Origin of the sequence: Serratia marcescens subsp. marcescens ATCC 13880 (genome assembly GCF_017299535.1) — a bacterium.
Taxonomy (GTDB): domain Bacteria; phylum Pseudomonadota; class Gammaproteobacteria; order Enterobacterales; family Enterobacteriaceae; genus Serratia; species Serratia marcescens.
Genome location: NZ_CP071238.1, coordinates 4,836,644 through 4,851,847 on the forward strand (window position 1 = coordinate 4,836,644; position 15,204 = coordinate 4,851,847).

The 15,204-nt window shown below is 59.3% G+C and carries 15 protein-coding genes; 6 read left to right on the plus strand and 9 right to left on the minus strand.

Annotated features, from left to right (window positions below; translation table 11 throughout):
• Nucleotides 1-201: 201 nt before the first annotated feature.
• The gene (locus J0F90_RS23140) at nucleotides 202-1,038 is read left to right on the plus strand and encodes a MurR/RpiR family transcriptional regulator (RefSeq protein ID WP_004930856.1); all 837 of its coding nucleotides are present in this window, start codon (nucleotides 202-204) and stop codon (nucleotides 1,036-1,038) included.
• 41 nt (nucleotides 1,039-1,079) lie between these two features.
• Here the strand turns inward: J0F90_RS23140 and J0F90_RS23145 are convergent, their stop codons facing one another.
• The 4 genes from J0F90_RS23145 to J0F90_RS23160 all read right to left on the minus strand — a co-directional run bounded on the left by J0F90_RS23145 (nucleotide 1,080) and on the right by J0F90_RS23160 (nucleotide 4,281).
• Nucleotides 1,080-1,418, minus strand: a complete 339-nt coding sequence (locus tag J0F90_RS23145; RefSeq protein ID WP_004930859.1) for a type II toxin-antitoxin system RelE/ParE family toxin — start codon at nucleotides 1,416-1,418, stop codon at nucleotides 1,080-1,082.
• Nucleotides 1,419-1,432: 14 nt separating this feature from the next.
• Entirely contained in the window at nucleotides 1,433-1,702 is a 270-nt protein-coding gene (locus J0F90_RS23150; RefSeq protein ID WP_004930864.1) for a hypothetical protein, read from the minus strand.
• A 174-nt stretch (nucleotides 1,703-1,876) separates the two neighbouring features.
• Nucleotides 1,877-2,698 (minus strand): 5-deoxy-glucuronate isomerase, encoded by an 822-nt coding sequence (iolB, locus tag J0F90_RS23155; RefSeq protein ID WP_033639188.1) that lies wholly within the window; start codon nucleotides 2,696-2,698, stop codon nucleotides 1,877-1,879.
• A gap of 77 nt (nucleotides 2,699-2,775) precedes the next feature.
• Nucleotides 2,776-4,281, minus strand: a complete 1,506-nt coding sequence (locus J0F90_RS23160) for a CoA-acylating methylmalonate-semialdehyde dehydrogenase (protein ID WP_015379335.1) — start codon at nucleotides 4,279-4,281, stop codon at nucleotides 2,776-2,778.
• Between the two features lie 556 nt (nucleotides 4,282-4,837).
• Here J0F90_RS23160 and J0F90_RS23165 point away from each other — a divergent pair.
• Both J0F90_RS23165 and J0F90_RS23170 read left to right on the plus strand, forming a co-directional pair.
• Nucleotides 4,838-6,280: a sugar porter family MFS transporter gene (locus J0F90_RS23165; RefSeq protein WP_016930409.1), complete on the plus strand. Its 1,443-nt coding sequence runs from the start codon at nucleotides 4,838-4,840 to the stop codon at nucleotides 6,278-6,280.
• A 32-nt stretch (nucleotides 6,281-6,312) separates the two neighbouring features.
• A complete protein-coding gene (locus tag J0F90_RS23170) occupies nucleotides 6,313-7,149 on the plus strand; it encodes a TIM barrel protein (protein ID WP_033639187.1) in 837 nt (278 codons plus the stop codon).
• A gap of 36 nt (nucleotides 7,150-7,185) precedes the next feature.
• On the opposite strand, the gene fetB is transcribed toward J0F90_RS23170, so the two are convergent.
• The 5 genes from fetB to J0F90_RS23195 all read right to left on the minus strand — a co-directional run bounded on the left by fetB (nucleotide 7,186) and on the right by J0F90_RS23195 (nucleotide 10,692).
• Complete coding sequence (fetB, locus tag J0F90_RS23175) at nucleotides 7,186-7,959, minus strand: iron efflux ABC transporter permease subunit FetB (protein ID WP_004930878.1); 774 nt, start codon at nucleotides 7,957-7,959, stop codon at nucleotides 7,186-7,188.
• A complete protein-coding gene (fetA, locus tag J0F90_RS23180) occupies nucleotides 7,946-8,623 on the minus strand; it encodes an iron efflux ABC transporter ATP-binding subunit FetA (RefSeq protein ID WP_033639186.1) in 678 nt (225 codons plus the stop codon). Before fetA ends, fetB begins: the two co-directional genes overlap by 14 nt.
• Nucleotides 8,624-8,814: 191 nt before the next feature.
• Nucleotides 8,815-9,102, minus strand: a complete 288-nt coding sequence (locus J0F90_RS23185; RefSeq protein ID WP_004930885.1) for a FaeA/PapI family transcriptional regulator — start codon at nucleotides 9,100-9,102, stop codon at nucleotides 8,815-8,817.
• A gap of 37 nt (nucleotides 9,103-9,139) precedes the next feature.
• Nucleotides 9,140-10,249, minus strand: coding sequence for an FKBP-type peptidyl-prolyl cis-trans isomerase N-terminal domain-containing protein (locus J0F90_RS23190; RefSeq protein ID WP_080286906.1), 1,110 nt, complete (start codon nucleotides 10,247-10,249; stop codon nucleotides 9,140-9,142).
• Nucleotides 10,250-10,278: 29 nt separating this feature from the next.
• Complete coding sequence (locus J0F90_RS23195; protein WP_033639183.1) at nucleotides 10,279-10,692, minus strand: hypothetical protein; 414 nt, start codon at nucleotides 10,690-10,692, stop codon at nucleotides 10,279-10,281.
• A 757-nt stretch (nucleotides 10,693-11,449) separates the two neighbouring features.
• Here J0F90_RS23195 and J0F90_RS23200 point away from each other — a divergent pair.
• The 3 genes from J0F90_RS23200 (at nucleotide 11,450) to J0F90_RS23210 (ending at nucleotide 15,196) form a co-directional block, all read left to right on the plus strand.
• On the plus strand, nucleotides 11,450-11,980 hold the full coding sequence (locus tag J0F90_RS23200; protein ID WP_015379342.1) for a fimbrial protein: 531 nt from the start codon (nucleotides 11,450-11,452) through the stop codon (nucleotides 11,978-11,980).
• Between the two features lie 91 nt (nucleotides 11,981-12,071).
• Nucleotides 12,072-12,623 (plus strand): fimbrial protein, encoded by a 552-nt coding sequence (locus J0F90_RS23205; protein WP_016930414.1) that lies wholly within the window; start codon nucleotides 12,072-12,074, stop codon nucleotides 12,621-12,623.
• 86 nt (nucleotides 12,624-12,709) lie between these two features.
• Entirely contained in the window at nucleotides 12,710-15,196 is a 2,487-nt protein-coding gene (locus J0F90_RS23210; RefSeq protein ID WP_042706109.1) for a fimbria/pilus outer membrane usher protein, read from the plus strand.
• Nucleotides 15,197-15,204 lie beyond the last annotated feature (8 nt).

Sequence of the window (15,204 nt, forward strand, 5' to 3'; positions counted from 1 at the left end):
GCCACAGCAGGTTCACGTCCCCTTAAGGCCATTTCGCCGCTTTAAGGGGATTTTTTTGCCCATTTTCTGTGAAGTCGCGCAATGTGCGATCGAATAAATCGCTTTTTGAGGAAATGAAATTTCCGCTCCGTCTGTTAAAATACCCTGTCAATATTTCAGGCGTCAGGCCAATGCGCCTTCACCCCACTGCGAGCCGAATGGATGAACAACCCAACTCAACTTTCGCTGTTACAGGACGAGATCCGCCACCGTTATGAAACGCTGAGCAAGCGTTTGAAGCAGGTGGCGCGCTATATTTTGGATAACAGTAACAGCATCGCTTTCGATACCGTTGCCTCCATCGCCGCACAGGCCAGCGTGCCGCCTTCCACCCTGATCCGTTTCGCCAACGCCTTCGGCTTCAGCGGCTTCAACGAAATGAAGCAGGTGTTCCGTCAGCATCTGATGGAAGAAACGGTGAACTATACCGAGCGCGCACGCCTGTTCCGCCAAACCTCCACCGACGACAACGTCGCGCCGGAGAAGCCGGCGGAGATTCTCAACGTATTCACTATGGTCAACGCGCAGGCGCTGCAGCAGCTGGCGATGCAGATCGCCCCCGAGCAGTTGGATCGCGCCGTCGAGCTGCTCAACAACGCTGAAAACATCTACGTTATCGGCCTGCGCCGCTCGTTCAGCGTCGCTTCCTACCTCACCTATGCGCTGCGCCATCTGGAGCGCCGCGCGTTTCTGATCGACGGCCTGGGCGGGATGTTCACCGAACAGCTGAGCATGGTGAAACCGAAGGACGTGGTGATCGCCATCAGCTATTCGCCATACGCCCGCGAGGCGGTGGAACTGGTGGAATTGGGCGCCAAGCGCGGCGCGCAGCAGATCGCCATCACCGACAGCCAGGTCAGCCCGCTGGCCGCCTTCAGCGACGTCTGTTTCGTGGTGCGCGAAGCGCAGGTGGACGGGTTCCGTTCGCAGGTGGCTTCGATGTGCCTGGCGCAGACGCTGGCGGTCTCGCTGGCGCTGAATAACGCCCGGGACGAGTAAGGCGGATGTGAACGCGCCCGACTGGCTCGGGCGCGGCGGGATTATTGCAGCAACAAATAGCGGTAGAGCGCGCTTTCCAGATCCTGCTTCATGCTGATGAAAAGCAGAATCTCCACCGTTTGGCCGTCGTAGTCATAGATGACGCGGTATTCGCTGTCGGGATCCAATCGTTCGTGCAACCGCACTCCCATGCCCGCCAGCACGGCGTTGAAGCGGTAGCGGGCGGGATCGTCGGCAATTGCCGCGAGGGACGATAACAACAGATTGTCCACGAACATCCCGGCTGCGACGGCCCCTATCGTTCCGCTCTTATAAGACTCGATGTCTTTCAGGCTCCATTCCGCCGCCGGCGCGACGGTAAAACGTATTTCCTGGGGCATCCTGCACCTCGGGTCTATTTCCGCGCGTCACGCAGCCGCTGCAAGGTTTCTTCGGGCGACAGACCGCGCTGATTTTTAATCTCTTGCTTCGCCATCATAGTCAGTTTCAACAACGCGTTGGACTGGCGCTCGAGATTGCGTTCCCGTATTTCGGCCTCTCTCTCAGCCGCCGTTTGTACAAACAGCTCGGCAACACCATTTTTTGTGACGTAAACCCCGCCTTCAAACAGATCGGGCGAACCTAATCCTTCGCGCGCCGCTTTTTGAGACATGGTGGTTGTCATAATTTTTCCTCCTGTGTACCGGCATTCTCACTGCATAACAGCGGTTCGTTAGATTCACTCAGCCAGGGAGCAATCGCGTGCGGACAGGTTATCATTTGAGCAAGATAGAGGGCAAATTTAGGTCAAATTTATCCCCTGATAAAGAGAAAGCCCGGCAAGCCGGGCCTCAAGCGCTTATTGCGCGGCGGGATAGCCGTCGCCGTTAATCCAGGCGTGGTCTTTTTCCCAGGTGAATTTCCACTGCCGCACCGGCCCGGCCATCACGTTGAGGTAATAGTTGTCGTAACCCGCCAGGGTCGCCACCGGGTGATAACCGCGCGGCACTTTCACCACGTCGCGATTGTAGACCGGCATGCATTCGTCGAGCGTGCGATCGTCGGTATAGACGCGCTGCATGCAGAAGCCTTGCTCCGGCTGAATGCGGTGATAGTACGTCTCTTCGAGATAGGTTTCGTCCGGCGAGTCTTCTTGATCGTGCTTGTGGCTCGGGTAGGAGCTGGTGTTGCCCTCGTCGGTGTAAACCTCCACCACCAGCAGACTGTCTGCCGGCTCGCTGTCCGGCAGAATGTTGTGCACCAACCGCTGGTTGCGCCCCTTGCCGCGCCGCTCCACGCCGATTTCCGCCGGCGTGATCAGCCGTGAAGGCAGGTGGCCGCTGCCGGGCGCGCTGCACACCGCCAACTCCAGATCGGTTTCTGCCCGCACGTCGATGCGATCGTGGTGCGGCACGTACACCGCGTAAGGCGGCGTGCGCTCGAACGGGCTCATGCGTTTGCCGATATGCGGGTATTCGGCGCGCAGCGTGGCGACGGAGGCGATACCGGCCACCAGCACCAGACACAGTTCCCTGCCACCGCATTCCAACTGCAGCGACTGCCCGGCGGCCAGGCGGTAAACGTCAAAGCCGACATAGCCCCAACCGGCATTTTCCGGCGTCACGTGCTGGATGCGCCCCTCGGCGTTCGGCGCCTGACATTTGGCAAGCAGTGAAGACATTTCGATTCTCCTGTTAACTCCCCGTGCAAAGGCCGCTGCCCCAAAGGAGCAACGGCCCGCTCATATTCTGCGATCGCTTAACCCAGCGTCGGCATGCTGAATTCGGACACCGTCTGCTGCCCGGCCGGCCAGCGCGCGGTGGCGGTCTTCATGCGCGTGTAGAAGCGCACGCCGTCGGTGCCGTGCACGTTCAGCGCGCCGAACACCGAGCGCTTCCAGCCGCCGAAGCTGTGGAACGCCATCGGCACCGGCACCGGCACGTTGACGCCGACCATCCCGGCCTGCACTTCCTGCACGAACTGACGCGCGTAGTGGCCGCTGCCGGTAAAGATGGCGCTGCCGTTGCCAAACTCGTGGCCGTTGACCGTGTCGATGGCGGTGCGATAGTCCGGCACCCGCACGATGCCCAGCACCGGCCCGAAGATCTCTTCGCGGTAGATGCGCATGTTCGGCTTCACATGGTCGAACAGCGTGCCGCCGACGTAGTAGCCTTCAGGGTAGCCCGGCACCTGATAATTGCGGCCGTCGGCCACCAGGGTGGCGCCTTCTTCCACGCCCAGATCGATGTAGCCCAGCACCTTTTTCTGATGGGCGGACGACACCAGCGGCCCCATTTCATTCTCTTCGCCACCCTGCTGCAAGCCCGGCCCGACGCGGAGCTGCGCGATCAGCGGCTTCAGTTTGGCGATCAGTTTGTCAGCGGTATCGTCACCGACCACCACGGCGATCGGCAGCGCCATGCAGCGCTCGCCGGCAGAGCCGAACGCGCCGCCCATCAACGCGTTGACCGTGGCGTCCAGATCGGCGTCCGGCATGACGATCGCCTGGTTTTTCGCCGCGCCGAAGGCCTGTACCCGCTTGCCGTGCGCGCTGGCGGTGGTATAGATATGTTCCGCCACGGTGGAGGAACCGACGAAGCTCACCGCCTGAATGCGCGGATCGGTGCACAGCTGCGCCGCATCTTCATTGGCGCAGTGCACCACGTTGAACACGCCGTCCGGCAGGCCGGCTTCTTTCAGCAACTCCGCCAGGCGCACCGAGGCCGAAGGCACCAGCGCCGGCGGCTTGAGGATAAAGGTATTGCCGCAGGCCAGCGCGATGGGGAACATCCACATCGGCACCATCGCCGGGAAGTTGAACGGGGTAATGCCCGCCACCACGCCCAGCGGCTGCATCAGCGAGAAGCTGTCGACGCCGCTGCCGACGTCCGGCGAATACTCGCCCTTGATCAGATGCGGGATACCGCAGGCGAATTCGACCACTTCCATGCCGCGCGTCAGTTCGCCCAGCGCATCCGAATACACTTTGCCGTGCTCGCTGACGATAAGCTCGGCCAGCTCGTCGCGGTGCTGTTCCAGCAGCGCCTTGAAATTGAACATGATGCGCGCGCGGCGCAGCGGCGTGGTGCGCGACCAGTCGGCGAACGCCCGGTGGGCCACGTCGATGGCCTGTTTGACTTCGGCGGCGGTGCTCTGCGTAACGCGCCGCTCAACCTGCCCGCTGGCCGGGTTGTGCACGTCGACGGTTTGATTGCTGCTGCTCAGGCACACCTGCCCGTCAATAAAGTTACCCACGGTTTTCATGTCACGCCCTCTTTTCAAGTCCGCTGTCGCCTGGCCACACCCAGGCGGCGCGGCGTTAATCGTCCCGCTCGCCAAACTCCGTCGGCAAGCCGGCTAAATCCTGACCGGATGCAGCAAACTCTATTTCATTGAAAAAAAAGTTTCAAATAAATTGTTTTGAAAAATTTGTTTTTAGTGCGTGAAGTCGCAATTTTGCGGTGTCGATCGGGCGAGCGCTTGCATTGCCGTGCCAGGGAAAGCGCAACGGCGGCGGCGAAAGTTGGGGGAATGCACACTGACTTTGCTACAGAAAACCCGCACTGCGCCTACCCTGTCGCCGTTACCGCACGCCCTCGTTCGCCCAAGAGACCCGGCACAGAGGTGACGGTTTTTTTTGAACTGGATCTAAAAATCAATATTCCATTATTCACTAATTATGAAATAAATGTTCCTGTTTGTTCCAGCATTTATCGACGACATCGCCTTGATGACAGGCACGGTTCACACCCTTCCGCTCGCCCCCTTCCCGACACCCCAACCGTGCGGACGGAAGCCAGGATAAAAATCGGAGCAACACATGTCATATCAGCGTAAGCACAATACCGGCTACATATTGCGAATTTGCGGCATCGCCGCCCTGGGCGGCATTCTGTTCGGCTACGATACCGCCGTGATCTCCGGCGCGATCGAAGCGTTGAAAGCCTATTTCGATCTCAGCCCGGCCGAAACCGGCTGGGCAGTCTCCAACGTGGTGATTGGCTGCGTGGTCGGCGCCTTCGCCGCCGGGCCGCTGGCGGCGCGCTGGGGCCGTAAAAAGGCGCTGATGCTGGCGGCGCTGCTGTTCACCGTGTCCGCCGTCGGCGCAGCCTTGGCCCCGACCTTCACCTGGTTCGTCATCTACCGCATCATCGGCGGGCTGGCGGTCGGCATTGCCGCCACCGTGTCGCCGATGTACATGTCGGAGGTGTCGCCGAAAGACATGCGCGGGCGGGCGCTCAGCATGCAGCAATTCGCCATCGTCTTCGGCCAGATCGTGATTTTCTACGTCAACTTCAAAATCGCCAGCATCGCCAGCGAAGCCTGGCTGGTGGAAATGGGCTGGCGCTGGATGTTCGCCTCGGGCGTGATCCCCTGCATTCTGTTCTGCATCCTGGTGTTCGTCATTCCTGAATCGCCGCGCTGGAACGTGATGATGGGCCGCGACGATCAGGCGCTGGCGATGTTGACCAAGGTATCCAACGCCGCCCACGCGCAGAATCTGCTGAAAGAAATCAAAGACTCGCTGCAGCAGGATCAACAGCAGCAGCACCGGAAGCTGAACTACGGGGATGTGCGGGTGCGGTTCATTCTGTTCGTCGGCTGCATGATCGCCATGTTGCAGCAGGTCACCGGCGTCAACGTGATGATGTATTACGCGCCGGTGGTGCTGAAAACCGTCACTGAAAACGCGCAGGAAGCGCTGTTCCAGACCATCTGGATCGGCGTGCTGCAGCTGGTCGGTTCGGTCATCGGCGCCATGCTGATGGATCGCATGGGCCGCATTCCGCTGATGCGTTACGGCACGCTGGGCGCCATCGCCGGCCTGCTGCTCACCTCGTACGCGCTCTACACGCAGGCCACCGGCTATTTCGCGCTGTTCGGCATGCTGTTCTTCATGGTGTTTTATGCGCTGTCCTGGGGCGTCGGCGCCTGGGTGCTGGTATCGGAAATCTTCCCGAACCGCATGCGCGCGCAGGGGATGAGCATCGCCGTCGGCTGCATGTGGGTCGCCAACTTCGCGGTGTCGCAGTCGTTCCCGATGATCAACGACCACCCTTACCTGTTCTCGCATTTCCACGGCGCCTTCCCGATGTGGATCTTCGCCGCCTGCTGCCTGTTCAGCTACTGGTTTATCGGCCGCTATATTCCGGAAACCAAAGGCGTCTCGCTGGAAAAAATGGAACAGGTGGTGCTGGCCAAACGCCACCGCCAACCCCTGCCCGACGGCAAGCCGCTGCCGCTGGAAAACGGCAAATCCTGATCTCTCACCCCTGACCGCTGGAGTAATGCCTCATGACCATTGCGCTGAACCGCTTCTGCATTAACCGCAAGATCGCGCCGAATCTCGATCTGGACAATTTTTTCCGCCTGGTGAAACGCTGCGGGCTCAGCAAAGTTGAGCTGCGCAACGACATGCCCAGCGGCAAGGTGACCGACGATCTGAGTAACGCGCAGCTCAACGCGCTCGCCGAGCAATACGGCATTGAAATCGTCACGATCAACGCCCTCGGCATGTTCAATCGGGTGGATGACCCGGCGGCGCTGCAGCAGCGCGCCGAAGCGTTGCTGGCGCAGGCGCAGGCTATCCACAGCCGGGCGCTGGTGCTGTGCCCGCACTGCAGCGCCGACGACACGCGCAGCGAGCAGCAAAAACGGGACGACACCCTCGCCGCGTTGCGTCTGCTGGCGCCGCTGTTTGCCCGCTATGGCGTGCAGGGATACGTCGAACCGCTGGGCTTCGGCATCAGCTCGTTGCGATCGTCGCTGCTGACCCAAGCGATCATCCGCGATTCGGGCGCGCCGTACCGCATCGTGCTCGATACGTTCCACCACTACCTGAGCGATGTGACGCAGGCCGACTTCGACGCGCAGATCCAGGTGGCGCAGATCGGCCTGGTGCATCTGTCCGGCGTGGAGGACGGGCGGGATAAAGGCGCGTTGAGCGACGAAGAACGCATTATGCTGAGCGAGGGCGACCGGCTGGAAAGCCGCCGCCAGGTACAGAACCTGGAACGCCTGGGCTATACCGGCGTCTATGCCTTCGAGCCCTTCTCTTCACAGCTGGACGGCTGGAGCGAGGCCGATATCGAACGGGAAATCCGCCAGAGCATCGCCCTGCTGCAAGGGTAAAAAAAACGGCCTCCGCGGAGGCCGTTTTTCATGGCGTTACTTCAGGTTGCCGACCACCAGTTGGTGGCGCGCGTTGTAGAACTTACGGTAAGCCAAATAGCAGGCGATGATGGTCGACAGGCTGGCGGTGGAAAGCAGCATAAAGGTCACCATAATCTGGTATTTAATCGCTTTCACCGGGTCGATGCCGGCAAAGATCAGCCCGGACATCATGCCCGGCAGGCTGACCAGCCCAACGGTTTTCGCCGAGTCCACGGTCGGGATCAGCGAAGCGCGGATGCTGTCGCGGATCAGCGCCGCCGATGCGAACTTGGGCGTCGCTCCCAGGCTGAGCATCTCCTGAATCTTCTGCTGCTCGCTTTTGAAACGCTGGCCGAGGTTGGTGTAGCACAACCCCACCGCCACCATGGCGTTGCCGGCGATCATCCCGGAGATGGGGATCACCTGCATCGGCGTAAATTCGATGGAACCGGTCAATACCAACACCGCCAACGTCAGCACCGCGCCGGTGGTGATGGCGATAAACGACGTCACGAACGCGTGTTCGACGTACTTGCTGCGTTTCTTGGCGTTATAGGCCGCGTTAAAGCAGATGAAGAGCACCATCAACACGGTGAGAACGGCGTTATCCAGGTCGAAAATATACTTCAGCACGTAGCCGACGATGATCAGCTGCACCACCGCGCGGCAGATGCTCCAGATAATGTCCTTTTCCAGCGCCAGCTTTTCCCGGTGGCTGATCAGGATGGCGACCACCACCAGCACCATCGACAAGCCCAAGGATTCGTTGGTGATGTTATGCTGATTCATGTTGTTGCTCCTGTTGCTCGGCGCCGTGCGCGCGCAGGGTGATCACTTCGTCCGCATGCGCTATCTCTTCGGTATCGTGTGTCACCCACAGCACCGCCAGCCGGTGTTCCGCCGCCAGCTGATGCACGATCTCATTGACGTTGCGTTTGTTTTCCTCGTCCAGCGCGCTGGTGATCTCGTCGAGCAACAGCACCCGCGGCATAAACTGCAGGTTGCGGATCAGGGACACCCGCTGCTTCTCCCCGCCGGACAGTTCATTGATGCTTTTGGTCAGCATCGCCTCCGGCAGCCCGAAACGCGCCAGATCGGCCTTCATTTTTCGCTCGGCTGGCGGTTCCTGGCGGATCTGGTAAGGCAGCGCCAGATTGTCGTAAACCGTATTGCCGAACAGTGACGGCGTCTGGAAGCAGTAAGAGACCTGCTTGCGATACGCCTCCGGCGACATCTCGTCGATCGCCTGCCCCTCGAAATAGAGCTTTCCGCTGGTCGGATCCATTAAGGAAGAGATGATTTTCAGCAGGGTGCTTTTCCCGCAACCGGAAGGCCCGGTGATCAGTTTGAACTCGCCTTCACCCAGCGTGAAAGAGACGGAATCCAGGATCACCTGACTGTCTATTTGATAATGAATATCATCCAATCTCAGTATGTCTTTCTTTTCCTTCATTACGATGCCGGCTCCCTACACCTGTTCCCGTCTGAGCGATAAGTATATGGCCGCCAAAAACATCTTAGCAATGGCTGTGCGGATGGCAGCGAACGAAGGGGGAGGATTGACGGAGCGTAACGCTCCGTCAAATGATAAATTTAATTAATGATTAGCTGTAGAAATAGTCAAAAGCGACCGCCAGGGTCGAATCACTCTTTTTTTATCGCTGCCTGTTCGTCGCAGCTGTACCAGCGGAGGGAATTGTTGATGCTGCGGTGGGTGCAGTGAACCTTACCCTCCTTTTCCAGCGCCAGCAGCAGGGTGCGGGTGGTATAAATATTTTCGCCGCATTTATCCGCCAGCTCGCGCGTCTTCGGCCACTGCTCCGGCGGGGGATGATGGCCCCCAGATCCTTCCACACGCTCCCTGCACAATCCTTGCAACACATTCAGCATCAGCGATTTTCTGCTTTCAAACGTTTTCGGCGCCTTGGCCATAGCATTCCTCCTGAGTGGTTACTGCTGAGCACCCCGCTCACGGCTGCACGTCAGCGATGCGCAGGGTGTAAATCATGGTGGCATTCGGGGGGATCGCCGGCGGGTTGCCCTGTTTGCCGTACGCCAGCGCCGGCGGCACCACCAGCGTGATCGCGCCATGGCGCTGCAGCTTCTCGATAGCCGCGCGAAACAGCGGCGGGTAGCGCGTCAACGGCTGCGAGATCACCGTCCCCGCCAGCTCCATGTCTTTGACCACCCGGCCGTCGGTCAGGCTTTCGCGCACCACGATATCCACCCGATCATCGGCGCCGATCGCCCCGCTGCCGGCATAGTCCACCCGGTAATAGAAACCGAGCGCATCCTGCTTGCCCCCCTCCTGACGGACGAAATTGGCCAGGTAGGCGTTGTCATCCCGAGGTGGCGCCTGCGTCTGTTGCGCCTGCTGCAACCGCTGCTGCGCCGTGTGCAGCGCGCCGTCGATGGCGGTTTCATCGAGCCGCAACCGCCCGGCCAGGGTATCGGCGATGCCCGCCAGCAATAGCTGGGTATCCGCTTCCAACCCCGCGCGCCGGTTCTCCTGCTGCAGATGCAGAATGTCGCGTCCGAGCGACACGCCGGCGGCATACGCCTGCTTGTCCGCCTCGCTGGCCAGCGCGGGCGGCTCGGCCGCCTGCTGCCGTTCGGCCAGCAAGGTCTCTACCCGCCGGCGCTGCTGCGCCAGCTGCGCCGCCAAACTTGCGCTGCGCTGTTCGGCCCGCGTTAACGAAGCGGCCAGCACGCTCACTTCAGGCACCGGCGCAACGGCGTGCCGCAATCCCTTCAGGGCATCGGCCAGCGGCCGAATATCGACGACGGCCGGTTCCCGTTTCGGCGCCGCCGCGGCCTGAGCCGCCGCCAACTGCCGCTCCAACTGACGGATTTTCTCCGTCTGCTGTTGCAAAGACTGCTTCAACGACGTTAAACGAGCGCTGTCTGCCCCGACGATAGCGGCCGGTTTGGCGGCCGGTGCTGACGCCGATTGACGCACGGTGTCTTCCCTGGGCGCGGCCGGTGGCGCCTGCCGCTGTTCGGCAAACTTCAACAGCGCGGGAATGCCGTCATCGGCGGCGCAAGCGGCCCCGCTCGCCGCCAACAGCAAAAGAGCCATCGCCCATCCTTGCGCGCATCGCTTCATGGCTACAGATTCTCAACCCGGCTGGACAGATCGGACATCAGCTCATGCTCGACGTCGGCGCAGAATTTCTCGGTTTTATATTGATAAAGAGCATCAATCGCTTTACGGGTACTCTCATCCACGTTGCCGCGCACCCCGGCATATCCCGAAGCGTTGGAAAGCAGGCCATTAAAATAGGCGATGCGTTTTTGGTAACTTTGCGGATTAATATTCTTTAATGAATTAACCCGCTGCTGACAAAGCGCGATGCGTTGCTCATCGGATTTATCATTAGGATTGTTCTGTGAGATTTTTTTCACGGAATTCAGTTTTGTCTTGCTCCCGCCCGCACAGCCAGAAAGCGCCATAAAAGACAGCAGAAATAGGGTCAACCCCACCCAACGGCGCCCGCCGCAAGCATTAATCATCGTTATCATTCCGTTTATAATCCTTTAATTGTCACTTAGGTCATCATTATGTGGCGAACGGCAGCAGCACATGCCTTAATTTGATTAATCAAAATGGGTTAGGCAGCGAAAAATCCCTATTCCGCAAGGTGATAGGATAATTCACTACCGGTGAAATTGTTATTTAATTGTTAATCAACTAGGCTTAAACGCGAACTAAACGCGAATAAGAAACCCAATCTCTCGTGAACAGAAAATCACTAAACAACAATAAAAACAATAAATTATGTTTTATATTTTGTTTCTAAAGGGAAATGCATCATCTGCTGCCTCAGAGCGATATTAGCAAAACAATATTGTGAATTGTAGGTGCCGCCCTATTTCCCCCGATCTAATATCTCGCATATCGTTATTTATATAGTGATTTATACTGGATAATATTTGTATACGATCTATTGATTTTAAAGCAAATATGTTTCTTTTTCCTTTTGGTTTTATATTCTGAATTTGACTTAATTTAATAAAATCTATTTCCAAGCAATACTATTATTTGCAAGAATATTCCCAGCAACACGCCACACGTAAAAATCGTATTTTATTTACCAGAAAATCCATTATCGATTTTCCAAATCTCGTTATTTCTCATAAATAACGGATGTCGGCGTATTGCCCAGAGCAAAAGGATCTGGCTCCAACCGCACGGACGGCGACATGGCGTTGCCGCCGCCGCGGGGGATTTAGATGTGCTGTTCTTTTTATTTAAAAACTCTCTACAGGAACCTGAGAAATGAAACTGAATAAATTAATGCTGGCAACCGTGATTGCTTTCGCTTCCGCATCTGTTGCTCATGCCGCATCTAATCAGGGCAGCGGTAAAGTCACCTTTACCGGCGAAATTATCGATGCGCCATGCAGCGTCGCGCCGGAATCCGTTGACCAAACCGTGCCGATGGGCCAGATCAGCAGCCGCATCCTGGCCAACCAGGGTAAATCCAGCATGCAGCCTTTCAACATCGAACTGAAAGATTGCTCCATCTCCACCATGAAAAACGTCAAAGTGACCTTTACCGGCACGCCTGATCCGGTCAACAACAAACTGCTGGCCCTGAGCGGCACGGCAACCGGCGCCGGCATCGTGATCTACGACAACCTGCACTCCAAAGAGGTGGAACTGGGCACCGCGACCGACGGTCAAGGCCTGAACGACGGCGACAACTCGCTGAAATTCGCCGCTTATCTGCAGGGCAGCAGCGCCTCAAGCGCCGTGGTGCCGGGCGACTTCACCAGCGTGGCGAACTTCACTCTGGCTTACCTGTAATACCCCACAGGGGATGTCTCAGGGCATCCCCCGCTTTATTGCATGCCGAGGATACCGGCAAGGGAACAGGGAAAGACAGGGAGACGCCAGCATGACTATCCGCCTTTGCGGCCTGTTGCTCATCGCGCTCAGCGTCGGCAGCGCGGCGGCGGCAGCGAAAAATCAGGGCCACGGCAAAGTCAGCCTGGGCGGCACCATCGTTGAAACGCCGTGCGGCATCGCCAGCGACAGCCTGGATCAAACCGTCGATTTTGGTCTGATTTCCATGACCGACGCCTCGCAGGACGGGCAGTCGGTGCTGATCGGCAGCCGCCGCCATTTCACGATCAAACTGGTGAACTGCGAACTGGCCAGCCAGGTGAAGCCTGACTTCATCTATCGCGCGGCCAACGTCACGTTCGACGGCACCGCCGACAGCGGGGATCCGTCCCTGCTCGGCGTTTACGGCGAGGCGAAGGGCGTGGCTATCGAGCTGTTGAACGATGCCGGCGCGCCGATCCCGCTCGGCAGCACGACGGCGGATTACCAGATCGTCGCCGGCGACAACACGCTGCGCTTTGGCGCGCAGTTGCGCCTGCATCCCGACAAGGCGCGGGCGGGCGGCTTCAGCTCTCTGGCCAAATTCACCCTGTCTTATCTCTAGCGCCGGCGGGCGCTGCACAGCATTACGTATTCAGGTCGTACGGATGACCTGCTATTGGGCGCGGACTTGCCATGAGTGATTATGCTATGACGTCATTACTGACACGGAAACACCTACCTCTCCTCGTCATTCTATCTTTCCTCTGGGTGCGTCCGGCATTTTCCGCCACGGAATTCAATACCGACGTCCTGGATATCGGCGAGCGCAGCAAAGTGGATCTTTCGCGCTTCTCCGACGCCGACTACGTCATGCCCGGCGCTTATTTGCTGGACATCAAGATCAACCAGAAAACGCTGCCCCAGCGCAGCATTCAGTATTTCCCGTCACCGGATAACAAGAGCGGCAGCCAGGTGTGCCTGCCGCCTGACCTGGTGGAAAAAATGGCGTTGAAAGAAGAAGCAGCCAAAAAAATCACCCTGTGGCACGACAACCAGTGCGCCGACATTCGCGGCATCAAAGGCGCGACCATCTCCGATCGCATCGGCGGCGGCGTGCTGGCGATCACCATCCCGCAGGCGTGGATGAAATACTCCGATCCCGACTGGACGCCGCCCGAGCAGTGGGACGACGGCATTCCCGGCCTGCTGCTGGACTACAACCTGAGCGGCCAGTTAGGCAAGCAGAGCCACAACAACAACACCGCCCAGAACCTGAGCAGCTATGGCACGCTGGGCGCCAACCTGGGCCCCTGGCGCCTGCGCGCGGACTACCAAGCCAATTACAATCAGCAGGCCGGCGATCGCAGCACCGGTTTCGACTGGAACCAGATCTACGCCTATCGCGCGCTGCCGATGCAGGCCGCCAAGCTGACGCTGGGTGAGATTTATCTCGACTCCGGGGTGTTCGACGCCTATCGCTTCACCGGCCTCAACCTGGCCAGCGACGAGCGCATGCTGCCGCCCAACCTGCAGGGTTATGCGCCGGAAGTGCGCGGCATCGCCAAGAGCAATGCCAAGATCACCGTTTCGCAGGAAGGCCGCACGCTGTACGAAACCACCGTGCCCGCCGGGCCGTTCGCCATTCAGGATCTCAACAGCTCGGTGCGCGGCAAGCTGGACGTCAAGGTGGAAGAACAGGACGGCACCGTCTCGACCTTCCAGGTGGATACCGCCACCATTCCGTACCTGACCCGCCCGGGTTACGTGCGCTACAACGTGGCGCTCGGCAAAACCTCGGCCTACGATCACCGCACCCAGGGGCCGCTGTTTTCCGCCAGCGACTTCTCCTGGGGGCTGAGCAACGCCTGGTCGCTGTATGGCGGCGCGCTGCTCGGCGGCGACTATAACGCCTGGGCGCTCGGCCTCGGCCGCGATCTGAACGTGTTCGGCGCCATGTCGCTGGACGTCACCCAGTCGATCGCTCGCCTGCCCGGCGAGCCGACCGCCAGCGGCATGTCGTTCAAGCTCAACTACGCCAAACGCTTCGACGAGCTGAACAGCCAGATCACCTTCGCCGGCTACCGCTTCTCGCAACGCAAATTCATGAACATGTCGCAGTATCTGCAGGAGCGCTACGGCGATTACGACAAGAATTACAACGGCCGTCAGAAAGAGCTGTATACCATCACCGCCAGCAAAACCTTTATGGCGGAAGACAGCGCCAGGGCGATCACCACTTATCTGACCTACTCGCACCAGACCTATTGGGACGCGCGAACCCAGGATCGTTACGGGCTGTCGACCAGCAAGTTGTTCAGCATCGGCGATATCAGCAACATCACCGCCTCGCTGTCGGCTTACCGCACCTATTACCAGGGCCGCACCGACGACAGCGTGATGATCAACTTCACCGTACCGATCGGCGATCGTCGGCGCGTCGGCTATGCGCTGCAAACCAACAACGGCGACGTCACGCAGACCGCCTCGTACAACGACTACAGCGATCCGGACAATACCTGGCAGGTCAGCGGCGGCTTTAACCAGTCCGGCAAATCGCTGGCGCGCGGGTACTACACCCACAACGCCTCGTTCGGCTCGCTGAACGCCAGCGCCTCTTACCAGCAGGACAGCTACTCGTCGATCGGCGGCTCGTTCCGCGGCGGTCTCACCGCGACCCGGCACGGTATCGCGGCGCATCAGAACTCGAGCAACGGCGGCAGCCGCATGATGCTCGACACCGACGGCATCGCCGGCGTGCCGATCAATAACGGCCGCGCCTATAGCAACCGTTTCGGGCTGGCGGTGATTTCCGACATCACCAGCTACTACAACACCGACACCCGCATCGACGTCAACAAGCTGGCGGACGACGTCGAAGCCACTCGCGCCGTGGTGCAAGGCACGCTGACCGAAGGCGCCATCGGCTACCGCCACTTCGAGGTGGTGAAAGGCAGCAAGCTGCTGGCCACCATTCGCCTCGCGGACGGCAGCGAACCGCCGTTCGGCGCCGCGGTGCTGAGCGAGAAAGGCCGCGAGGTCGCGGTGGTCAACGACGGCGGCTCGGTCTACCTGACCGGCGTACAGCCGGAGGAAAAACTGGACGTCGCCTGGGAAGGCCAACGCCGCTGCCGCATCGTGATCCCGGGCGCCGCCAAGCCGCTGGACCAGCTGCTGCTGCCGTGCGCCACCCTGTAATCCGTAAC